The sequence below is a fragment of the Streptomyces xinghaiensis S187 genome, from assembly GCF_000220705.2.
Classification (GTDB): domain Bacteria; phylum Actinomycetota; class Actinomycetes; order Streptomycetales; family Streptomycetaceae; genus Streptomyces; species Streptomyces xinghaiensis.
Genome location: NZ_CP023202.1, coordinates 6589221 through 6610723 on the forward strand (window position 1 = coordinate 6589221; position 21503 = coordinate 6610723).

The following is a 21503-nucleotide window of genomic DNA, read 5'->3' on the forward strand; positions in this document are numbered from 1 at the left end:
GCCGTTCGCCGTGCCGTGCCGGTGGTGTGCTGGTGGTGTGCTGGTGGTGTGTCAGCCGTCCCCGCCGTCGGAGAGGCCGTTGCGCAGGGCCACCCCGCCGTACCAGAGGGCGCTGTCCTTGGGTGTGCGCAGCTGGCTGTCGAAGTCGACGTGGACGATGCCGAAGCGCTTGGCGTAGCCCTCGGCCCACTCGAAGTTGTCGAGCAGCGACCAGAGGAAGTAGCCGCGCACGTCCACACCGTTCGCGATGGCCTCGTGCGTGGCCCGCAGATGCGCGTCCACGTAGGCGATCCGGTCCTCGTCGTGGACCTTGCCGTCGGGCGTGACCGGATCGTCGTAGGCGGCACCGTTCTCGGTGATCATGATCTTGATGCCGGGATAGTCGCTGTTGATCCGCTCCAGCATGGTGCGCAGCCCCTGGGCGTCGATCTCCCAGCCGATGTCCGTCAGCGGACGGCCGCAGGACAGGAACCGCACGTCCTCCGCGCCGGGCCAGCAGGAGCCGGGGCCCTCGGCGGGCTCGCCGCCCCCCGCCACGTGGTACGAGGTGTAGTAGTTGACGCCGAGGAAGTCGATCGGCGCCCCGATCAGGGCCTCGTCGCCGTCCAGGATGTGCTCCGTGCCGCAGACCCGCTCCAGGTGTGCGCGGATGTCGGCCGGGTAGCCGCCCTGCATCACCGGGTCGAGGAAGAGGCGGTTCTGCAGGATGTCGATGCGGTGGGCCGCGTCCAGGTCCGCCGGGGCGTCCGAGGCGGACGACACCGGGTAGAAGTTGAGCGTGGTGCCGATCTCCACCGGCCCGGGTGCCGCGGCGCGCAGCGCCGGCACGGCCAGCCCGTGGGCGAGCAGCAGGTGGTGGGCGGCGCGCAGGGAGGCCGGCGGGTCCTGGACGCCCGGGGCGTGCTTGCCCTCCCCGTACCCGAGGAAGGCCGCGCACCAGGGCTCGTTGAGCGTGGTCCACAGCTTGACCCGGTCACCGAGCGCCTCGCGCATGATCCCGGCGTACTCGGCGAACCGGTAGGCCGTGTCCCGGTTCAGCCAGCCGCCCTTGTCCTCCAGGGCCTGCGGGAGATCCCAGTGGTAGAGGGTGACCGCCGGCTCGATGCCGCGCTCCAGGAGCGAGTCCACCAGACGCTGGTAGAAGTCCAGACCCCGGGCGTTCCCCGGGCCGGAGCCGTCCGCCTGGATGCGGGGCCACGAGACCGAGAACCGGTAGGCGCCCAGCCCGAGTTCGGACATGAGGGCGACGTCCTCGGGGTAGCGATGATAGTGGTCCGCGGCCACGTCGCCGGTGTCACCGGCGACGACCCGTCCGGGAGTATGCGCGAAGGTGTCCCAGATGGACTGTCCGCGGCCGTCCGCGTCCGCGGCACCCTCGATCTGGTAGGCGGAAGTGGCCACACCCCAGAGGAAGCCGGTCGGGAAGGCGGCGACCCGAGGCTCTGCCTCCGGTGCCACAGCGGTCTGTTCATCCTGCATTGTCACGTCCGGACCTCGTCATCAACAACTGTCGAATACGGCTCGCAGCGCACCTGCGAAGCGAGTGGGAGCGCTCCCAAAATCGGGTGGAATGCGACCACCAGGTCAACCGGGGTCACAGCGGGCGGGTGGTGACGGAAAAACCACTGGGAGCGCTCCCATAAATGTGGCGGAGCCGACAGCCGGTGTCAAGATTTCAACGCGCTCCGCTCTGCCGTGCCGGGGGCGTGCGGACGCAACCCGCACCGCCGGTCGTACGCCGGTGACCTGGCCTTTTCCCGACCCGCCGGTGTGTGCTGGCCATAATCGACCGGAAAGAAAAGCCCCACCACCACTGCTCGCCACACCCGGCGCCGCCGTATCCGTGGCCCCGCCCGGCCCAGAAGTGCCCGGTGCTCCGGCGGCGGGCGTGATGCTCCTTCGGGCCATGGGCGTCCCGGTCATTGCATTCAATAAATGAATCACCGCTTCCGCCCCCCACCACCGGCTTTGCCACCGGTTTTCCCGGCGCCGGGGTTACGACGGGCCGGTGGCGCGGCCCCGGGCCGGGCCGGGAGCTCCGGGGCTCCGCGCGGCCGCGGGACCGGCCGGGGCCCCCGGGCGCGCGGTGCACCCGCGCGCCGGCGCGCCCGGAGGCGGTGATGCGATGAGGCCGTGAAAAGGCGGTTATGCCGATTCCCGGTGCACCAGCCGCGTCCCCAGCACCACATGGCGCTTCGCTGTCGTCCGCGACCCGATCTCCTCCACCAGCACCCGTGCCATCGCCCGTCCCATCTCCTCGATCGGCTGCCGCACCGTCGTCAGCGGCGGATCGGTGTGGCGGGCGATCGCCGAGTCGTCGAACCCCACCAGGGCGACGTCCTCCGGCACCCGGCGCCCGGCCGCCCGCAGGGCGCCCAGCGCGCCGGCGGCCATCACGTCGGAGGCCGCGAACACGGCGTCCAGCCGCGGTTCCCGCGCCAGCAGTTCGGCCATCGCCCGGCGCCCCCCGTTCTCGGTGAAGTCGGACTCCGCCACCAGGTGCCGGCCGCCCCCCACCCCCGCGGCCTCCAGCGCCTGGCGGTACCCGTCCAGCCGGCACTGGGCGACGTACATGTCGAGCGCGCCCGTGATGGTGGCGATCCGCCGCCGCCCGCCGGCCAGCAGATGCGCGACGGCGGACCGCGCGCCGCCCACGTTGTCGGAGTCCACGTACGACACCGACTCCAGATCGGAACGCCGCCCGCTGAGCACGGCCGGCAGCCCCAGATCCTCCAGCAGGTCCGGCAGCGGATCGTGCTCGTGCACCGAGACGACGAGCACGCCGTCCACCCGCGCCGCCCGCAGGTACTGCGCGAACCGCTGCCGCTCCTTCGTCGTGCGGATCAGCGTCAGCAGCAACTGCATCTCGGTCTCGGCGAGTTCCGCTCCGACTCCCCGTACGATGTCCGAGAAGTACGGTTCGGCGAAGAGCTTGGTCTCCGCCTCCGGGACGACCAGGGCGATCGCGTCGGTCCGGTGCCCCGCGAGCGCCCGTGCCGCCCGGTTCGGTACGTAGCCGAGCTCGGCCACGGCCTGTTCGACCGCGGCCTTGGTCTGGTCGCTGACCCGCAGCGAGCCGTTGATCACCCGGGACACCGTCCCCCGGCCGACCCCCGCTCGCGCGGCCACTTCCTCCAGTGTCGGTTGCCGGCTCCGCCGTCCGTTCACCGCCATCAGGCCTCCCCACCGTCGGCCCCGTCCGGGCCGCCCCGATGGGTTTCGCGGGGAGCCCGGCCGTGCCGGTCAGGGCCGTCTCCGGCCACTCGTTCGGACCGGCGCCCGGCCCGATCCCGCCCCATTCTTGGGAGCGCTCCCATGCTATCCGAGCCGCTGAAGTGAACACGCGTCGCCCCAGCCCCTCCCGTCACGCGCGCGGGGCCCGGCCGGTTCGTGCTCCGCCGGCGGTGGCCGCGGGTGCCGCCACGGCATCATGGGGAGAGCCCCGCCCGCCGTCCGTCCCGGCGTCCGGCCGGGCCCCGGAGCGGCGGGCCGGCACCCCGCCCCGTGTAACGAACCGCGAACACATGCGTGCTACGGCATCCGCCCTGCGCCTTCGCGCCGCCGCCCCTTCCTTCGGGAAGTGATGGGCCCTCATCGGGCAATCCCGCCGGTCCGCGCGGTGGCTGACGCGGTGTCGCGGCCCGGCCACCCCTTCCGGCCTGCCCCGACGTGCCTCCTGTCGCAGCTCCGGGTGGCCGTTAGGACACATGCGCACAACGAAACCGTATTCACGTCTTGACACTTTCCCCCTGAGGCGAAAACCTTCGGGCATGGCGCGAGTGGGAGCGCTCCCATCCCTCGCCAGGCGGAGTCGGGCCTTCCGGGGGGAGGCCTGCACTCGACAGCGTCCAGCACCACGAGGCCGCCGGTCCCCAGAGGCCCGGGCCGGCCGGTCAAGCCCCCTCGAGGTCCGAACCGGCCGGCGCCCCTGCGGCACACCGCCGCAGCCGTCCCCGGAACGGACCGTCCCGTGGCACCAGCCCAGAGATCCACCTGGACAAGGAGAGTGGAATGCGCACTTCCAGCAGGACCCGCGGCCGTAGCCGCAGAACCGCGACAGCGGCGGTGGCCGGGCTCGCGACCTGCGCAGTCTTGATCACCGGATGCAGCAGCGACTCCGAGGGCGGGGCCGGCAGCGACGGCAAGATCGAGCTGCGCGTCGGCACCTTCGGATCGTTCGGCTACGACAACAAGACGGGCGCCAAGCTCTACGCCGAGTACGAGAAGCTGAATCCGAACATCAAGATCGTCGAGAACAACGTGTCCGACGGTCAGAAGTACTGGGACACCCTGAAGCTCCGGCTCTCCCAGGGCAGCGGTCTCTCCGACATCCAGGCGATCGAGGTGGGCTACATCGCCGAGGCGACGAGCCCGGCCATGGCCGGCAAGTTCGTCGACCTCTCCACCACCGACGATGTCTCCACCGCCAACTTCCTGGACTGGAAGATCAAGCAGGCGACCACGCCCGACAACAAGGTCGTCGGCCTCGGCACGGACATCGGCCCGATGGCGATCTGCTACCGCAAGGACCTCTTCGAGAAGGCCGGTCTGCCGACCGACCGCGAGGAGGTCGGCAAGCTGTGGGAGGGCGACTGGGAGAAGTTCATCGAGCAGGGCAAGGAGTACCAGGCCAACGCGCCCAAGGGCACGGCCTTCCACGACTCCGCCAGCGGGCTGTTCAACGCGGTGATCTCCAGCTCGCCGGAGCAGTACTCCAACTCCCGCGGCCAGCTCGACTGGGAGAACAGCTCCGGGGTCAAGCAGGCCTGGGACCTGGCCGCCGAGGCGGCGGAGGCGGACCTCACCGCCAAGCTGCGCCAGTTCGACGAGAAGGGCTCCTGGAACGCGGCGTTCAAGAACTCCAAGTTCGCCACGGTGGTCTGCCCGAGCTGGATGACCAACATCATCAAGGACCAGGCGGGCCCGGAGAACCAGGGCAAGTGGGACATCGCCGCCCCGCCGGTGGCCGCCAACTGGGGCGGTTCCTTCCTCTCCGTGCCGAAGGCCGGCAAGAACACCAAGGAGGCCGCCAAGCTCGCCGCCTGGCTGACCGCCCCGGAGCAGCAGGCCAAGGTCTTCGCCAAGGCCGGTCTGATGCCGTCCACCACCAAGGCCATGGAGTCGGACGAGGTGAAGACCGCCAAGATCGACTACTTCGGTGACACCCCGGTCGGCGAGATCTACTCCGCCGCCGCCCAGAAGATCGAGCCGGCCCCCATCGGCCGCTACGACGGCCAGGTGAAGACCTTCCTCACCGACAACGGCATCCTCGACATCGAGCAGCGCGGGACGGACCCGGACGAAGCCTGGAAGAACGTGAAGAACCTGATCGAGGACAAGATCGATCAGTAACGGGACGGCGGGCCGCCCGCCCGGCTTCCCGCCGGCGGGCGGCCCGCATGCCTGAGCCACCGTCAGAACCGATCCCCGTGGAAGGACGCCACTCGTGGCTACCTCCGTACGGGCGGCCGCGGACGGCAGTCCGCCCCCCGCGCCGCCCGCCCCCCGACCAGCACGGCGCCGCAAGGCCCCCAGCGCCTGGCGCAGCAAGCTGTACCGGCTGGACGTGAAGGCGACCCCCTACACGTTCATCGCCCCGTTCTTTCTCACCTTCGCCGCCTTCGGGCTCTTCCCGCTGATCTACACCGGCTGGCTCTCCCTGCACCGGGTCGAGCTCGGCGGCGACGCGGAGTGGCGCGGCCTGGAGAACTACACCGGGCTCGCCGACAGCGACTTCTTCTGGAACGCGCTGGCCAACACCTTCACCATCGGCGTCATCTCCACCGTGCCGCAGCTGCTGATGGCGCTCGGCCTGGCGCATCTGCTCAACTACAAGCTCCGCGGCCGCGGTTTCTACCGGGTCGCGATCCTCGCGCCGTACGCCACCTCGATCGCCGCCGCGACGCTCGTCTTCGCGCAGCTGTTCAACACCGACTACGGCATGATCAACGGCTTCCTCGGTCTCTTCGGGATCGACCCGGTCAACTGGGAGACCGAGAAGTGGCCGGCGCAGATCGCCATCTCCACCATCGTCACCTGGCGCTGGACCGGCTACAACGCCCTGATCTACCTGGCCGCGATGCAGGCCGTGCCCAACGACCTCTACGAGGCCGCGGCGCTCGACGGCGCCTCCCGCTGGCGGCAGTTCATCAGCGTCACGATCCCGTCGATCCGGCCGACGATCCTCTTCACCATCGTCGTCTCGACGATCGGCGCCACCCAGCTCTTCGGTGAACCGCTGATCTTCGGCGGCAGCCTCGGCATCGGCGGCGGCAGTGCCAACCAGTACCAGACGCTGAGCCTGCTGATGTACGAGAAGGGATGGGTCACCGGCTCCCTCGGCCAGGCCTCGGCCATCGCCTGGGTGATGCTGCTGCTCCTGCTGTGCGTCGGCGGGGCGCAGGCCCTCATCTCCCGCAGGAACCGCAAGAAGACGGGGGCCCCCTCATGACCCACGCCCTGACCAAGGTCCCGCCGGCCCCGGCCGGCCGCCGGAGGGCGCAGGCCCAGCGCCGCGGCGGGAAGGCCGGCCGGGCCGGCGGCCACAACCACGCCGGTCCGGTCACCTACATCGTGCTCGCGCTGGCGGCGTTCTTCTCGCTGTTCCCGCTGTACTGGAACGTCGTGGCCGCCTCGCACACCGGTGAGCGCGTCGTCCAGGCGCCGTCGCCGCTCCTGCCGGGCGACCAGCTCTTCACCAATCTGGAGATCGCCTGGAACCAGGTCCACATGGGCCAGGCGCTGATCAACACCACCATCGTGGCCGGCACGGTGGCGATGAGCACGGTGCTCTTCGCCACCCTGGCCGGATTCGCCTTCGCCAAGCTGCAGTTCCGCGGCCGCAACATCCTGCTGGCGGTCGTCATCGCGACGATGACCGTGCCGCCGCAGCTCAGTGTGATCCCGCTCTACCAGATCATCACCGAACTGGGCTGGGTCGACCAGCTGCAGTCGGTCATCCTGCCCACCCTGGTGGCCGCGTTCGGCGTCTTCTTCATGCGGCAGTTCCTGCTGGAGGCGCTGCCGGTGGAGCTCGTCGAGGCGGCCCGGATGGACGGCGCGAACAGCATGCGCATCATCTGGCACGTGGTGTTCCCCGTCGCCCGGCCGGCGATGGCGGTCCTGGGGATGCTCATCTTCGTCCAGTCGTGGAACGACTTCTTCTGGCCGTTCATCGCGCTGACCCCGGACGGGAGCCCGACGCTGCAGGTGGCCCTCGCCGGTCTCGGCGCCGGCAACCACACCGTCAACCACGCGGTCGTCCTGACCGGTGCGCTGATCGCCACGATTCCGCTGCTGGCGGTCTTCGCCCTGCTGGGCAAGCACGTGGTCGGCGGCATCACCGCGGGAGCCGTCAAGAGCTGACCCGCGCCGGCCCGCACACCGGAGCGCCGGAGTCCCCGCGGAGCGACCACCCGCGGTGGCTCCGGCGCTGACGCGGTGACGAGGACCGCGCCGCGACGGCGCCCGGCAGCGGGCTCCGCCCCGGCGGTGGCGGTCCGGACCACCGCACGCACCACCGGCACGCCCCGCACCACCGGCACCGCCCGCACCGCCCGCACCGCCCTGGACCGTCCCGCACCACCGCGCGCGATACCGCACCACCCGGCAGTACCCCCGCGATCCCCGTGCCGCGTCCCCTTCCGCCACCATCCTCACCACTCACCACTCACCACTCACCGCCCCCGCCCCGCGCCCCCGCTCCGCCCGACCCCGGCATCACCCCCCACCGGTCCCCGGGCCTCTTCCCGTCGTCCGCACCGAGCCAAGGAGTGCTCTCCCCATGACCGCGCACGAAGTCCGGTCCGCCGCCTCGGCCCGCTCCTTCCCGCCGGGCTTCGTGTGGGGGGCGGCCACCGCCGCGTACCAGGTCGAGGGCGCCGCGACCGAGGACGGCCGCACCCCCTCCATCTGGGACACCTTCAGCCACACCCCCGGCAACGTCTTCCGCGACCACACCGGCGACGTGGCCGCCGACCACTACCACCGGATGCCGGAGGACGTCCGCCTGATGCGCGAACTCGGCATCGGCGCCTACCGGTTCTCCGTCTCCTGGCCCCGGGTCCAGCCCACCGGCCGCGGCCCGGCCGTCCAGCGCGGGCTCGACTTCTACCGGCGGCTCTGCGACGAGCTGCTCGCCAACGGCATCCAGCCCGCGGTGACCCTCTACCACTGGGACCTGCCGCAGGACCTGGAGAACGTCGGCGGCTGGCCGCGGCGCGCCACCGCCGAGCGCTTCGGCGACTACGCGGCGATCGTCGCGGAGGCCCTCGGCGACCGGGTCTCCCTGTGGACCACCCTCAACGAGCCCTGGTGCAGCGCCTTCCTCGGCTACGGTTCCGGCACGCACGCCCCGGGCCGCGCCGACCCGGTGGCCGCGCTGCGCGCCGCGCACCACCTCAACCTGGGCCACGGCCGGGCCGTCGCCGTGCTCCGCGAGACCCTGCCGTCCGATGCGCAGATCGGCGTCACCCTCAACCCGCACCTGGTCCGGCCGCTCTCCGAGACGCCGGAGGACCTGGAGGCCGTCCGGCGCATCGACGCGGTCGGCAACCGGATCTTCACCGGCCCGATGCTGGCCGGCGCCTACCCGGACGATCTCTTCGCCGACACCGCCCGGCTGACCGACTGGTCCTTCGTCCGCGACGGCGATCCGGCCGCGATCCACCAGCCGCTGGACGCGCTGGGCATCAACTACTACACCTCCCGCGTCGTCTCCGCCTCCCGCCCCGACGGGCGGACCGCGCGCGGCACCGCGCGCCCGGCCTCGCCGTGGCCCGGGGCGGACGGGGTCGTCTTCCACCAGCCGTCCGGCGAACGGACCGCCATGGGCTGGCCCGTCGACCCCACCGGCCTCTACCACCTGCTGATGAGCTTCACCGCCGACTTCCCCGGCCTGCCGCTGGTGATCGCCGAGAACGGCGCGGCGTACGACGACCGCCCCGGTCCCGACGGCACGGTGCACGACCCGGAGCGCATCGCCTACCTCCACCGCCATCTGGACGCCGTCCTGCGGGCGCTGCAGAACGGCGCCGACGTGCGCGGCTACTTCCTCTGGTCGCTGCTCGACAACTTCGAGTGGACCTACGGCTACGGCAAGCGGGTCGGGGCCATCTACATCGACTACGAGACCCAGGCCCGCATCCCCAAGTCCAGCGCCCGCTGGTACGCCGGGGTCGCCCGCACCGGCCGCCTCCCCGACGAGGTTCCGCTGCCGGTGCCCGAGCAGGCGCCCATGCCGTTCCCCGAGCAGAACCCCGCCCCGCTCACCGAGCAGCTGCCCGAGCGGCGGGGCTCCGGGGCGCAGCAGGTTCCCGGGCAGGTCCCCGGAGAGATCTCCGGACAGCTGTCCGAGCAGTAGGCCCGTCCGCGAGCCGCTTCCGTACGAGTGAGAGGGCATCCCATCCCATGACCGACACCGGCAGCCCCCGGGACCTCCCGCGTTTCCCCGCGCACTTCCGCTTCGGCGCCGCCACCGCCGCGTACCAGATCGAGGGCGCCCACGACGAGGACGGCCGCGCGCCGTCCATCTGGGACACCTACTGCCGCACCCCCGGCAAGGTCGAGGGCGGCGCCACCGGGGACACCGCCTGCGACCACTACCACCGCTACCGCGAGGACATCGCGCTCCTGCGGGAGCTCGGCGTGGACAGCTACCGCTTCTCCGTCGCCTGGCCCCGGGTCCGCCCCGGCGGCGACGGCGAGGTCAACAAGGCGGGCCTGGACTTCTACGACCGGCTCACCGACCTCCTGCTGGAGGCGGGCATCACCCCCTGCGCGACCCTCTACCACTGGGACCTGCCGCAGGCCCTTGAGGACCGCGGCGGCTGGCGGATACGGGAGACGGCGGAGCTCTTCGCCGAGTACACGGCCGTCGTCGCCGGGCGGCTCGGGGACCGCGTCGGCCGCTGGATGACCCTCAACGAGCCGTTCTGCAGCGCCTTCCTCGGCTACGCCCGGGGCCGGCACGCGCCCGGCGCCCGCGAGGGCCGCGGCGCCCTGGCCGCCGCCCACCATCTGCTGGTCGGCCACGGCCTGGCCGTACGGGCGCTGCGCGAGGCCGGCGCCCGGGAGGTCGGCATCACGCTCAACCCGGAGCTGCTGGTCCCCGAGAGCGACACCTCCGCCGACCGGGCGGCGGTGCGGCGCGCGAAGACCGTGCACAACGACATCTGGCTGGACCCGCTGTTCGCCGGCCGCTACCCGCGGTACGAGCGGGAGACCTGGGGCGAGCTCGCCGCGGACCCCTCCTGGCGGCTCGACGGCGACCTGGAGCTGATCGGACAGCCGCTCGACTTCGCCGGCATCAACTACTACCGCCCGATGACCGTCCGCGACGTCCCGCACACCGAGCCGGACCCCGCCGCGCGGACCGCCGTGGACATCGGCGCCGCCGAGCTCTGGCGCGAGGACGTCCGGCGGACCACCATGGGCTGGCCCGTCGTCCCGGAGGCCCTCGGCGAACTCCTCACCGGGCTCACCCGGGAGTACCCGTCCCTGCCGCCCCTCCTCATCACGGAGAACGGCTCCTCGGAGGCCGACACCGTGGCGGACGACGGCTCCGTCCACGACGCGGACCGCGTCGCGTACCTCCACGACCATCTGCGGGTGCTGGCGGACACGATCGCCGCGGGCGTGGACGTCCGCGGCTACTTCGTCTGGTCCCTGCTCGACAATTTCGAATGGGCCTTCGGTTACGACCGGAGGTTCGGGATCGTCCGGGTCGACTACGACACGCTGGAGCGCACCCCGAAGGACAGCTACCACTGGTACCGGTCGCTGATCGCGGACCACCGCGCCCGGCACGGCGGCACCCCCCGCACCACCGGCTGACCGGACGGTCCGCGTCCCGCCGCGGGTGGCTGCGGCGGGACGCGGACGAGGGGGACGGCGCGGCTCAGCTCGCGGCCGCGCCGCTGCCGTAGGGCGCGTACAGGTCCAGCAGCCGGGTGCGGGCGGCCGTCAGCCGGTGCGCGACGACCCCCGCGACCGCGGTGGACATCGCCCGGCCCAGCACCGGGTCCTCCTCCAGCAGCGCCAGCACCTCCGCCGCCTCGAACTGGTGGGCCCGCACGGGGCTGAGGGCCTCCGCGCCGAAGTTCCAGCGCCGCGGCGGGATGAGCCAGGACCAGCCGAGCAGATCGCCCGTGCCGAGCGTCTCCACGGTGGGGGAGCGGCGGCCGGGCACGTGCACGTCGACCGTGACGCTGCCGGACTTGATCAGCCAGAACCGGTCGGCCGTCCGGCCCTCCTCGAAGATCCGCGTCCCGGCCGGGAAGACGACCTCCCGGGCCAGCTCCATCAGCCTCTCGCGCTGCTCCTGCGTCAGCGCGGCGAGTACGCCGTTCCTGTTGGTCATCATCCGCTCCCTTCACGCACTTCGGTGTCCCCTGTCGATGATCCGCCCGCGGGGGCGCCTCCGTACGGGGCCGAAAGTCCCCGAATCGGGGTGCCGTACCGCCCTGCCGGGGAACAGGGGAGGGTGCGACGGTGGAGCCGTGAGGCCGGCGAGAGGGCCGGCGGGAGAGAGAGGAGACGGTGGAGCGATGGAACTGCCCGTGGTCGTGGGTGTCGACGGTTCGGAACACAGCCTGGCCGCACTGGACTGGGCGGTGGACGAGGCCGCCCGCCACGGGGCGGCCCTGAGGATCGTGCACGCCTCCCTGTGGGGCGCGTACGAGGGCTCCGAGTCCGCCGCGGGCACCACCCGCTTCGCCGAGCCGCTGCCGGTCGAGAAGATCCTGGGGGCGGCCGAGGAACGCGCCCGCAAGCGGGAACCCCGGCTGGTGGTCACCACCGAGGCCGTCCCCGACGACCCCGCGGCCGCCCTGGTCCGGGAGGGCCGCAACGCCTCGCTCCTCGTCACCGGCAGCCGGGGCCGGGGCGCCATCGGCGGTCTGCTGCTGGGCTCGGTCGGCCTGGCGGTGGCGGCCCGCTCCGACTGCCCGGTGGTCGTGGTCCGCGGCACGGGGCAGGCCCCGGCCGCGTCCGGCGGGCGGGTCGTGCTCGGCGCGGGCGACGAGACGGACGGCGCCACCGCCGCCCGCTTCGCCCTCCGCGAGGCCGAGGCCCGCGGGGCCGGACTGACCGCCGTACGGGCCTGGCGCCGCCCGCACGAGCCGATGCGGCACCCCCTGCTCACCGGAAGCCCCGGCCAGGCGGAGGAGGAGCAGGCCGAGTGGATCCTGGAGGAACTGCTGCGCGAACCGCGGCGCGACCACCCCGGGGTCGAGGTCACCCACGAGATCGTCGAGGGCCCGGCGCGCAAGGCCCTGCTGGAGGCCTCCCGCACCGCGGATCTGCTGGTCGTGGGCGCGCGCCGGCGCGAGGGACGCCTCGGCCTCCAGCTCGGCATCGTCAACCACGCCGTGCTGCACCACGCCGAATGCCCCGTGGCCGTCGTCCCCGAACGGCACTGACCACGCTCCCGCCCGGGCCGGACCACCGCCGGCCCGGGCGGCCGTCCGCAGCCGTACCCCACCGGAGAGGGAACGCCCGTGCCCGAGGATCCCGCGACGGACGCCCCGGCCCCCGGACGGGGCCCGGGCCCGCACCGGCAGGACCCGCGGCAGGCGGCCGCGGCCCCCGTGCCCGCCCCGCGGGCCTGGGTCCTGGACACCGACGGGGTCATCACCGACTCCGCCCGGGTGCACGCCGCGGCCTGGAAGACAGCCTTCGACGCCTGCCTGCGCGACAACCCGCCGCCCGACCCGGCCGCCCGCCGCCCCTTCGACCCGGGGGACGACTACCGCCGCCACGTCGACGGCAGGGCCCGCCTCGACGGTGCCGCCGCCTTCCTCACCTCACGCGGACTGCGCCTGCCCGCCGGAGACCCCGGCGACCCGCCCGGCACCGGCACGGTGCGGGCCGTCGCCGCCCTCAAGGAGCGCCTCTTCACCGAACGCCTCGCGGCCGGCGGCATCGAGGCCTACCCCGGCACCGTCCGGCTGCTGCGCGCGCTGAAGCGGGCCGGTGTGCCCCGCGCCGCCGCCTCCGCCTCCCGGCACGCGGGCGAGCTGCTGGAGAGCGCGGGAGTACGGGACCTGTTCGACGCCCTCGTCGACGGCCGGGAGACGGCCCGGCTCGGGCTGCCCGGCAAACCCGACCCCGCGCTGTTCCTGGAGGCCGCCGCCCGGCTGGGCGTACCGGCCCGCGAGACCGCTGTCGTCGAGGACGCGCTGGCCGGCGTCGAGGCCGGCCGCCGCGGCGGATTCGGCCTGGTCGTGGGCGTGAGCCGGACGGAGGACGAGGGCGCCGCCGAGGACCTGCGCCGGCACGGCGCCGACCGCGTGGTCCGCGACCTCGCCGAACTCCTGTCCGGGTCCGGCCCGGGCGTGATCCCCGGGGAAATCCCCGGCCCCGGCGCGGTTCCCCGTCCCGGCCCCGAGACCGAGAAAGGCCCGGCATGAACGACTGGACCTGGAGGTACGAGGGCTACGACCCCGCCCGGGAACGCCTCCGCGAAGCCCTGTGCACCCTCGGCAACGGCTACTTCGCCACCCGCGGCGCCGCCCCCGAGTGCACCGCCGACGGCGTGCACTATCCCGGCACCTACGCCGCCGGCTGCTACAACCGGCTCACCTCCACCGTCGCCGGGCGCGAGGTCGAGAACGAGGACATGGTCAACCTGCCGAACTGGCTGCCGCTGCGCTTCCGCGCCCACAGCGACGGCACGGCGGACACCGCCCCGGAGACCGCCTGGTTCTCACCCGACGCCGGGGGCCTCCTCACCCACGAGCAGACCCTCGACCTGCGCTCCGGCACGCTGACCCGCGACTTCCGCAGCGAGGACGCGGCCGGCCGCCGCATCCGCGTCCAGCAGACCCGCTTCCTGCACATGGCCGACCCGCACCTCGCCGTGCTGCGCACCGTCCTCGAACCGGAGAACTGGTCGGGTCTCCTGGAGGTGGAGTCCGGACTCGACGGCGAGGTCACCAACTCCGGTGTGGCCCGCTACCGCGACCTCGCCGGGCGCCATCTCACCGGCGTCACCACCGGCATCCGGGAACCGGACACCGTCTGGCTCCACTGCCGCACCACCCGCTCCGACATCGGCATCGGCATGGCCGCGCGCACCACCACCACACCGCAGCCCGCCTCCTCCCGGCTGGAACCGGGCACCGCGCACACCCGCCGGCTGCTGCTCCTGCCCGCCGCGCCCGGCCGGCCCGCCACCGTCGACAAGACCGTCGCCCTGCACACCTCCCGCGACCCGGCCGTCGGCGACCCGCTCCAGGCCGTCCTCGACCGGGCCGGACAGGCGCCCCCCTACGCGGACCTGCTCGCCTCCCACCGCCGGGCCTGGCACGAGCTGTGGGAGCGCGCCGAGCTGGACGTCCCCGGCGAGGCCGGCCGCATCCTGCGGTTCCACCTCTTCCACGTCCTGCAGACCCTCTCCCCGCACACCGCCGGACTCGACGTCGGCGTGCCCGCGCGGGGCCTGCACGGCGAGGCGTACCGGGGCCACGTCTTCTGGGACGAGCTGTTCGTGCTGCCGTATCTGAACCTGCACTTCCCGGAGGTGTCCCGCGCCCTGCTGGACTACCGGCACCGGCGGCTGCCCCGCGCCTGCCGCTCCGCGCGCGAGGCGGGCCGCCTCGGCGCGATGTACCCGTGGCAGAGCGCCGCCGACGGCCGCGAGGAGACCCAGGAGGTCCATCTCAACCCGCGTTCCGGCCGCTGGCTGCCCGACCACTCCCGGCTCCAGCACCATGTCGGCTCCGCGGTCGCGTACAACGTCTGGCACTACTGCGAGGCCACCGGGGACACCGGCTATCTGCAGACCAGGGGTGCCGAGATGCTGACGCAGATCGCGCGCTTCTGGGCGAGCGGCGCCGAGTTCGACCCGGCACTGGGCCGCTACCGCATCCGCGGGGTGGTCGGCCCCGACGAGTACCACGAGGGCTACCCGGACGCGTCCGCCCCGGGGCTCGACGACAACGCGTACACCAACGTCACCGCCGCCTGGGTGCTCACCCGCGCCCTGGAGGTCGTCCGCGCCCTGCCCGAGCCGCGCCGCCGGCAGCTCTTCGAGGAGACCGGTACGGACCCCGGCGAACCGGACCGCTGGGAGGAGGTGTCCCGCCGGCTGCACGTGCCCTTCCACCGGGGGGTCATCAGCCAGTTCGAGGGCTACGGCGAACTCGCCGAGCTGGACTGGGACGGCTACCGCCGCCGTTACGGCAACATCCGCCGGCTGGACCGCATCCTGGAGGCCGAGGGCGACAGCGCCAACCGCTACCAGGCGTCCAAGCAGGCCGACGCGCTGATGCTCGGCTACCTCTTCCCGCCCGCCGAACTCGCCGGGATCTTCCGGCACCTGGGCTACGAACTCGACGACGACACCTGGCGGCGGACCGTCGACTACTACCTGCGCCGCACCTCGCACGGCTCGACGCTCAGCGGCCTGGTGCACGGCTGGGTCCTGGCCCGGGTGCGGCGTGCCGAAGCGTGGGAGTTCTGCCTGGAGGCGCTGAAGGGCGATGTGGCCGACATCCAGGGCGGCACCACCGAGGAGGGCATCCACCTCGGTGCCATGGCCGGCACCCTCGACCTCGTGCAGCGGGGCCTGACCGGGATGGACCCGCGCGCCGACGCGCTCGTCCTCGACCCGGCGCCGCTGCCGGAACTGTCCGAGTACTGCTTCACCGTCCGCTACCACAACCACTGGGGCCTGGCCATGCGGCTGAGCCCCGGTCAACTCCGCATTGACGTACCGGCGTCCGACGAACCGCCGGTCCGGCTGGTGCTCCCGGACCGGTCCGTCACCCTCGACCCCGGCGAGTCCTGCACGCTGGAGCTGACGGAGCCGTAGGCCGGGAGTCCGCGGCCGGGGGCCCCGCGGTGCGCGGCGGTCCGCCGGGTAGGGAAGACTCGGACCGGACACCCGGCGCGGCCACCGCCGGCGCGCCGGTGTCCCCGCGACCGATCCGCCCGCCACTCAGCACACGGAGGTAACTCCCATGCCCCGACCCGTCGTCGCCGGTCTGGACGGCACCCGGGCCAGTTTCGCGGCCGCCGACTGGGCGGCCCGGGAGGCGCTCCAGCGGGAGCTGCCGATGACCCTGGTGCACGCCTGGAGCTGGGAACCGGTCGACCTGCCCGTCACCCGGGACGAGGAGACCCAGCGGGAGGCGGCGCGGCGGATGCTGCACGAGGCCGCGGCCGGGCTGGAGGAGCGGTACCCCGATCTGGACCTCACCGCCGAACAGCCCCCGGCGCCCGCCGTCGCGGCCCTGCTGGAACGGAGCGAGGACGCCGAGATGCTCGTCCTCGGCACCCGCGGCTACGGCCCCCTGGTCGGCTTCCTGCTGGGCTCGGTCGGCCTCCAGGTGCTGGGCCGGGCCGGCGGTCCGGTGGTCATGGTGCGTGCGGCCGAGGACGAGAGCGACAGGCCGGAGCGGCGACGGGACGAGGTCGTGGCCGGCCTGCACCAGCTCACGGCCGGAGGCGAACCGGTGTTCGCGTTCGCCTTCGCCCACGCGGCGGCCCACGGCATGCGGCTCCGCGCCGTACGGGCCTGGAGCCTGCCCACGGTCTTCAACTACAGCCCGGCGGCCATGAAGCTCGCCGACGAGTCCGGCGGCATCGAGGCGCACGAGAAGAAGCTGCTCCACGAGGCGCTGAAGCCCTGGCGGGAGCGGTACCCGGAGGTGGAGGTCGTCGAGCACGTGGACATCGGCGCCGCGGCGGAGGTGCTGCTGACCGCCTCGGCCCGGGCCGGGCTCATGGTCGTCGGCCGCCGCGGGAACCCGGGCCGCGGCCGTCATCTGGGCCCGGTGGCCCACGCGACGCTGCACCACGCCGGCTGCCCCGTCGCGGTGGTGGCCCACGACTGACACGGGGAGACCGACACGGGGGCGGGACCGCGGCCCGGGGCACCGGAGCCCTTTCCCCGGCCTCCCCGCGTTCCTCGTTTTCCGCCGTGACCCGCCCGCGCTACGGCAGCGGGGTGCCGCCCGTCGCGTTCAGGATCTCCGCCGTGATGAAGCTCGCGTCCTGCGAGGCGAGGTAGACGAACGCCGGTGCCATCTCCGCCGGCTGGGCCGGGCGTCCGAGCGGCGCCTGCTTCCCGAACTTCTCGGTGTCGGGCATCGTCGCCGGGATCAGCGGGGTCCAGACCGGGCCGGGCGCCACCGCGTTGACGCGGATGCCGCGGTCGGCGAGGTACTGCGCCAGCCCCTGGGTGAACGTGACGATGGCGCCCTTGGTGGTCGCGTAGTCCAGCAGGTGCGGGCTCGCCTTGTACGCCTGTACGGACGTGGTGTTGATGATGCAGCCGCCCTCGGGGATGTGCGGCAGGGCCATCTTGGAGAGCCAGAACATGCCGTACAGATTGGTCCGCATCGTCCGGTCGAACTGCTCGGTGGTGATGCCCTCGATGCTCTCCGGCTGCGCCATCTGGAACGCCGCGTTGTTCACCAGGACGTCGATCCGCCCGAACTCCTGGACCGCGCGGTCCACCAGGGCGCGGCACTCGGTCTCCTCACGGATGTCACAGGAGACGGCGACTGCCCGCCGCCCGGCGTCCTCGACGAGCCGGACGGTCTCCCGGGCGTCCTTCTCCTCTTCCTCCAGATAGGTGAACAGAACGTCGGCGCCCTCCCGGGCGAAGGCCAGCGCCACGGCCCGTCCGATGCCCGAGTCGCCGCCGGTGACGAGGGTGCGGCGGCCCTCCAGCCGGCCGCTGCCCCGGTAGGACGACTCGCCGTGGTCGGGTTCGGGCCGCATCTCCTCCGTGTGGCCGGGGTGCGGCTGGTCCTGCTGCGGGAAGTCCGGCCGCGGGTGCTGCGTCACGGGATTCTGCTGGTTGTCGCTCATCCAAGCCGTCCTGTTTCTTCCGTTTGCGGGTGTGCATCGGGTGCCCTGCCGCCCGCCGGGAAAACCGCCGCACGGCCCGTACGGAGGGTGTACGAGCGGCGGGACGGCGGCGCGGAGGAATATGCCTCCGGCTGAACACACCGCCGCTCCCGCCCGTAAGAGAGGAGCAGGCGGGCTGGCCGCCGCACGGGCTGAGGAGGTTCCCCTCGCATGACCGCGCATCGCACGGCTGTGCCGGCCGTAGTCGCCGGTGCCGCCGCTCTGCTGCTCCCCGCCCTGACCGCGGCCCCGGCGGCCGCCCACGGGGCGCCGACCGGCCCGCTCAGCCGCGCCGCCGCCTGCGGGCCGGAGGGCGGCGCGTACGCGCGGTCCGCCGCCTGCCGCGCCGCCGTCGCCGCCAACAAGGGGGAGCCGCTGGGCGCCTGGGACAACCTCCGGCGGGCGGACACCGGCGGCCGGGAGCGCGAACGCCGGGTCATCCCGGACGGCCGGCTGTGCAGCGCGGGCCTGGACGCCCACCGCGGCCTGGACACCCCGCGCACCGACTGGCCGGTCACGGAGCTGTCCGCCGGCTCCCGGCTCACCCTCGGCTACGAGGGCACGATCCCGCACCCGGGCACCTTCGACCTGTATCTGACCCGGCCCGGATACGATCCGTCGTCCCCCCTGACCTGGTCGGATCTGGATACCAAGCCCTTCGCGTCCGTCACCGGGCCGCAGCTCGCGGACGGTTCCTACCGCATCCGGGGCCGCCTCCCCGCCGACCGGACCGGACGCCATCTGCTCTACACGGTCTGGCGGACCACGGACTCCTCGGACACCTACTACTCCTGCTCCGACCTGCTCCTCGTCCCGGCCGGGACGGCGGGTGCCGCCGGGGACGGCGACGGCCCGCGGGACCGTCCCGCCCGGGACCGGGGCGAACGCGGCGGAGAGGCGGCGCCCGCCCCGGCCGGGAAGACCCCGGCCGCGAAGAACCCCGCCCCGGAGCCCGCCGGCCCGGACGCCGCCGGAAACCCGGAGGCTCCGGACGGCGGCGAACCGGCGGAGGGGGCGGCGGGCGGGGCGGCGGACTCCGGGGCGGACACCCCGCGGCCGGCCCCGCGGGCCGTGGCCTCGTCCTCCTCCGCCACGGACTCCTGGCTGCTGCCGGCGGGAGCCGCGGCGCTCCTCGCGGGCGGCGCCGCCGTGGCCACGCTTCTCCTCCGCCGCCGTCGCTCCTGATCCCTCCCCGCCCCGGAACGGTCCGCATCCGCCCCGGGGCCCGGCAGGCGCCGGCACCGCCGATCCACCGCCGCCGCGGACGCGTCCGCGGCGCACCGAACCGACAAGGAGCTCCCCGCCGTGTCCCAACCGCTCGATACCGGCGTGCTGCGCAGCACCGCGCACAGCCCGTCCTGGGCCATGCTCAACCGCCTCTCGGGGAACGACACGTCCGGCGGCGCGGCGGGGGCCGTGCAGCAGGCCGAGGGCTCCGGGAGGGTGGCGGCCCCAGCGCCGCCGCCGGCGGCCCCGCTGAACCCGGTGGCCCCGTACGGCAACGGCGCGGCCCCGCAGGCGCCGGGCGGTACGCAGCAGCGGGTGGACTTCTGCATCCCCTGCAACCCGTACTTCCCGACCCCGCACATGTTCGGGCGGCTGCGGGACTCCCTGGAGACGATCCTCAAGTACTACCCGAGCGACGCCGACACCGTCACGGCCGAACTCTGCACCGTCCTCGGTCTCAACCCGCAGACCGTCGCCATGGGCAACGGCTCCACCGAGCTGATCACCTGGATCGACCACCTGCTGGTCGAGGAGAGCCTGGCCGTCCCGATCCCCACCTTCGGCCGCTGGACCGACCAGCCGATGGAGACCGGCAAGCGGGTGGACATGTTCCCGCTGCGGGAGGAGCAGGACTTCGCGCTCGACCTCCAGGAGTACGTGCGGTTCATCCGGCGGCGCGGCTCCCGGGTGGCCGTGGTGTGCAACCCCAACAACCCCGACGGCGGCTATCTCCGCCGCAGCCAGATCGTCTGGCTGCTGGACGAACTCGCCGATCTCGACCTGGTGGTGATCGACGAGTCGTTCATCGACTTCGTCGACGCAGAGCGCGCCCCGTCCGTCGCCGACGAGGCCACGATCCGGCCCAATGTCGTCGTTCTCAAGAGTCTCGGCAAGAACTTCGGCCTGCACGGCATCCGCTTCGGCTACTGCGTCGCCAACCCGGCCCTCGCGGCCACCATCCGGAACGCGCTGCCGAAGTGGAACCTCAACGCCTTCGCCGAGACCGTGGTCTTCATGCTCAAGGAGTACGGCGCCGAGTACCAGCAGAGCCTGAGCATGCTGGCGAGCGACCGCGCCAACATGGCCATGGCCCTGGCGGCGCTGCCGGAGCTGGTGGTCTTCCTCTCCCAGGGCAACTTTCTGCTCGTCAAGCTGCCGAACGGGGTGGACGGAGTCACCCTGCGGGACCGGCTGCTGACCGAGCACGGCCTCTACGTCCGCGAGTGCGGCAACAAGCTCGGCAGCAGCAGCCGCTTCCTCCGGCTGGTCGTCAGGCCGTACGCGGACGTCGAGAGACTCGTGGCGGCCCTGCGCACCTGTCTCTACGGCACCCGGCCGTCGCCGCACCAGCCGCAACCGCAACCGCAGCCGTCGGCGCAGCAGCCGCGACCGGCGCAGCAGCCACCGCATCCGGTGCTCGCGGCGCTGCCGGTGGGGGCCGCGGTCTCCTGACCCACCCCGTCCGGTGCTCCGCCCGGTGCCCGGCACGGGCGGAGCACCGGGCGGCGGAGCGGACGGGGCCGGGCGGAAACGGAACGGGGACGGGGCGAGCGGGCCGGAGCGCCCGGGTGGAGGAAGGCGGGCGGAGGAGGGGCGGACGGACGGGCGCGGGGCCTTTGGCGGCACGTCACCGACGGGCCCCGGCGGCGGCGTTCGTGAGAACGTTGGGGCACGGCGATACGACTGGTCCGGGAGGCGGCACGATGGTGCTATCGGCGCGAGAGGTGTTGGACGAAGCGGTACGGGAACTCGCACCGGACTCCGGGGGCAACCGCTTCGTCGCCCGCGTCGCGGAGGGCACCGCGCCTCCGGAGGCGCTCGCGGTCTTCGCCCTCGAACAGCGGCACATCATCGGTTCCGATCGCCGCAGCTTCCTCCATCTGGCGGACCGGGCCGCCGCGGAGCCCGCCGTCGAGGCGTTCTTCACCGGCCTGGCGCAGGGCGAGACCCTGGCCCTGGACCGGCTCGCGGACCTGGAGGCGGCCTGCGGCCTCGACGCGGGCACCGTCCGTGACTACGAGCCCCTGCCCGGCTGCCAGACCTTCCCGGCGTACGTCTCCTGGCTCGCGCTCAACGCCGAGCCGGTCGAGACCGTCATCGCCCTCACCGCCAACTTCGCGGCCTGGGGCAACTATTGCGCGGAGATGAGCCGCGGCCTGCGCCGCCACTACGGCTTCACGGACGCGGCCTGCGGCTTCGTCGACTTCTTCGCCACCCCCGCGCCGGAGGTCACCGAACAGGCGCTGGACGCCGTGCAGTCCGGCCTGGACGCCGGACTGCGGTTCGGGCGCCGGGCGGTGCACCACTACGGTCTGCTGCTGCAGACCTACGAGCTCATGTTCTGGGACACGCTCGCCGAGCCGTCCGCCGTCCGCCGCCCGGCGGGGTCCCGCCGCGCCGGCACCTGAACGGGCCGG

The 21503-nt window shown here is 73.3% G+C and carries 15 protein-coding genes and 1 pseudogene; 12 read left to right on the forward strand and 4 right to left on the reverse strand.

Translation table 11 applies throughout. The annotated features are described in order from the left end of the window. Positions 1 to 51: 51 nt before the first annotated feature. Together SXIN_RS28190 and SXIN_RS28195 are read right to left on the reverse strand one after the other, a co-directional pair. Positions 52 to 1479, reverse strand: coding sequence for a GH1 family beta-glucosidase (locus SXIN_RS28190; RefSeq protein WP_019708571.1), 1428 nt, complete (start codon positions 1477 to 1479; stop codon positions 52 to 54). 666 nt (positions 1480 to 2145) lie between these two features. Beyond that, entirely contained in the window at positions 2146 to 3174 is a 1029-nt protein-coding gene (locus SXIN_RS28195; RefSeq protein ID WP_039821087.1) for a LacI family DNA-binding transcriptional regulator, read from the reverse strand. 837 nt (positions 3175 to 4011) lie between these two features. Between SXIN_RS28195 and SXIN_RS28200 the strand changes: the two genes are divergently transcribed. The 5 genes from SXIN_RS28200 (at position 4012) to SXIN_RS28220 (ending at position 10833) form a co-directional block, all read left to right on the forward strand. Next, complete coding sequence (locus tag SXIN_RS28200; RefSeq protein ID WP_039821086.1) at positions 4012 to 5352, forward strand: ABC transporter substrate-binding protein; 1341 nt, start codon at positions 4012 to 4014, stop codon at positions 5350 to 5352. A gap of 94 nt (positions 5353 to 5446) precedes the next feature. Further along, positions 5447 to 6451 (forward strand): carbohydrate ABC transporter permease, encoded by a 1005-nt coding sequence (locus SXIN_RS28205; RefSeq protein ID WP_019708568.1) that lies wholly within the window; start codon positions 5447 to 5449, stop codon positions 6449 to 6451. Then, positions 6448 to 7365 carry a carbohydrate ABC transporter permease gene (locus SXIN_RS28210; protein ID WP_019708567.1) on the forward strand — a complete coding sequence of 306 codons (918 nt, stop codon included), beginning with the start codon at positions 6448 to 6450 and terminating at the stop codon, positions 7363 to 7365. Before SXIN_RS28205 ends, SXIN_RS28210 begins: the two co-directional genes overlap by 4 nt. Before the next feature lie 418 nt (positions 7366 to 7783). After that, positions 7784 to 9361, forward strand: coding sequence for a GH1 family beta-glucosidase (locus SXIN_RS28215; protein ID WP_019708566.1), 1578 nt, complete (start codon positions 7784 to 7786; stop codon positions 9359 to 9361). Positions 9362 to 9408: 47 nt separating this feature from the next. After that, positions 9409 to 10833, forward strand: a complete 1425-nt coding sequence (locus SXIN_RS28220) for a GH1 family beta-glucosidase (RefSeq protein WP_019708565.1) — start codon at positions 9409 to 9411, stop codon at positions 10831 to 10833. A gap of 64 nt (positions 10834 to 10897) precedes the next feature. On the opposite strand, the gene SXIN_RS28225 is transcribed toward SXIN_RS28220, so the two are convergent. Beyond that, the gene (locus tag SXIN_RS28225; RefSeq protein WP_095757723.1) at positions 10898 to 11359 is read right to left on the reverse strand and encodes a Crp/Fnr family transcriptional regulator; all 462 of its coding nucleotides are present in this window, start codon (positions 11357 to 11359) and stop codon (positions 10898 to 10900) included. A gap of 187 nt (positions 11360 to 11546) precedes the next feature. On the opposite strand from SXIN_RS28225, the gene SXIN_RS28230 reads away from it, so the two are divergent. The 4 genes from SXIN_RS28230 (at position 11547) to SXIN_RS28245 (ending at position 16838) form a co-directional block, all read left to right on the forward strand. Beyond that, positions 11547 to 12419: a universal stress protein gene (locus SXIN_RS28230; RefSeq protein ID WP_095757724.1), complete on the forward strand. Its 873-nt coding sequence runs from the start codon at positions 11547 to 11549 to the stop codon at positions 12417 to 12419. Positions 12420 to 12497: 78 nt separating this feature from the next. After that, on the forward strand, positions 12498 to 13409 hold the full coding sequence (locus SXIN_RS28235; protein ID WP_420341072.1) for an HAD family hydrolase: 912 nt from the start codon (positions 12498 to 12500) through the stop codon (positions 13407 to 13409). Beyond that, on the forward strand, positions 13406 to 15814 hold the full coding sequence (locus SXIN_RS28240) for a glycoside hydrolase family 65 protein (RefSeq protein WP_019708563.1): 2409 nt from the start codon (positions 13406 to 13408) through the stop codon (positions 15812 to 15814). Before SXIN_RS28235 ends, SXIN_RS28240 begins: the two co-directional genes overlap by 4 nt. A gap of 148 nt (positions 15815 to 15962) precedes the next feature. Next, positions 15963 to 16838 carry a universal stress protein gene (locus SXIN_RS28245; protein ID WP_019708562.1) on the forward strand — a complete coding sequence of 292 codons (876 nt, stop codon included), beginning with the start codon at positions 15963 to 15965 and terminating at the stop codon, positions 16836 to 16838. Positions 16839 to 16938: 100 nt separating this feature from the next. Here SXIN_RS28245 and SXIN_RS28250 read toward each other — a convergent pair whose 3' ends face one another. Further along, complete coding sequence (locus tag SXIN_RS28250; RefSeq protein ID WP_019708561.1) at positions 16939 to 17820, reverse strand: SDR family oxidoreductase; 882 nt, start codon at positions 17818 to 17820, stop codon at positions 16939 to 16941. Positions 17821 to 18030: 210 nt separating this feature from the next. Here SXIN_RS28250 and SXIN_RS28255 point away from each other — a divergent pair, with 210 nt between their 5' ends. From SXIN_RS28255 to SXIN_RS28265, 3 genes and pseudogenes are all read left to right on the forward strand, one after another. Then, positions 18031 to 19044, forward strand: a complete 1014-nt coding sequence (locus SXIN_RS28255; RefSeq protein ID WP_095757725.1) for a lytic polysaccharide monooxygenase — start codon at positions 18031 to 18033, stop codon at positions 19042 to 19044. A gap of 300 nt (positions 19045 to 19344) precedes the next feature. Continuing rightward, positions 19345 to 20445 (forward strand): annotated as a pseudogene (locus SXIN_RS28260) (pyridoxal phosphate-dependent aminotransferase); the annotation flags it as partial. A 365-nt stretch (positions 20446 to 20810) separates the two neighbouring features. Further along, positions 20811 to 21494 carry a thiaminase II/PqqC family protein gene (locus tag SXIN_RS28265; protein ID WP_337589365.1) on the forward strand — a complete coding sequence of 228 codons (684 nt, stop codon included), beginning with the start codon at positions 20811 to 20813 and terminating at the stop codon, positions 21492 to 21494. Positions 21495 to 21503 lie beyond the last annotated feature (9 nt).

Coding starts and splice junctions, on each gene's coding strand:
- SXIN_RS28190 (WP_019708571.1), bottom strand. CDS start 1,479: ATGCAGGATGAACAGACCGCTGTGGCACCGGAGGCAGAGCCTCGGGTC.
- SXIN_RS28195 (WP_039821087.1), bottom strand. CDS start 3,174: ATGGCGGTGAACGGACGGCGGAGCCGGCAACCGACACTGGAGGAAGTG.
- SXIN_RS28200 (WP_039821086.1), top strand. CDS start 4,012: ATGCGCACTTCCAGCAGGACCCGCGGCCGTAGCCGCAGAACCGCGACA.
- SXIN_RS28210 (WP_019708567.1), top strand. CDS start 6,448: ATGACCCACGCCCTGACCAAGGTCCCGCCGGCCCCGGCCGGCCGCCGG.
- SXIN_RS28215 (WP_019708566.1), top strand. CDS start 7,784: ATGACCGCGCACGAAGTCCGGTCCGCCGCCTCGGCCCGCTCCTTCCCG.
- SXIN_RS28220 (WP_019708565.1), top strand. CDS start 9,409: ATGACCGACACCGGCAGCCCCCGGGACCTCCCGCGTTTCCCCGCGCAC.
- SXIN_RS28225 (WP_095757723.1), bottom strand. CDS start 11,359: ATGACCAACAGGAACGGCGTACTCGCCGCGCTGACGCAGGAGCAGCGC.
- SXIN_RS28230 (WP_095757724.1), top strand. CDS start 11,547: ATGGAACTGCCCGTGGTCGTGGGTGTCGACGGTTCGGAACACAGCCTG.
- SXIN_RS28240 (WP_019708563.1), top strand. CDS start 13,406: ATGAACGACTGGACCTGGAGGTACGAGGGCTACGACCCCGCCCGGGAA.
- SXIN_RS28245 (WP_019708562.1), top strand. CDS start 15,963: ATGCCCCGACCCGTCGTCGCCGGTCTGGACGGCACCCGGGCCAGTTTC.
- SXIN_RS28250 (WP_019708561.1), bottom strand. CDS start 17,820: ATGAGCGACAACCAGCAGAATCCCGTGACGCAGCACCCGCGGCCGGAC.
- SXIN_RS28255 (WP_095757725.1), top strand. CDS start 18,031: ATGACCGCGCATCGCACGGCTGTGCCGGCCGTAGTCGCCGGTGCCGCC.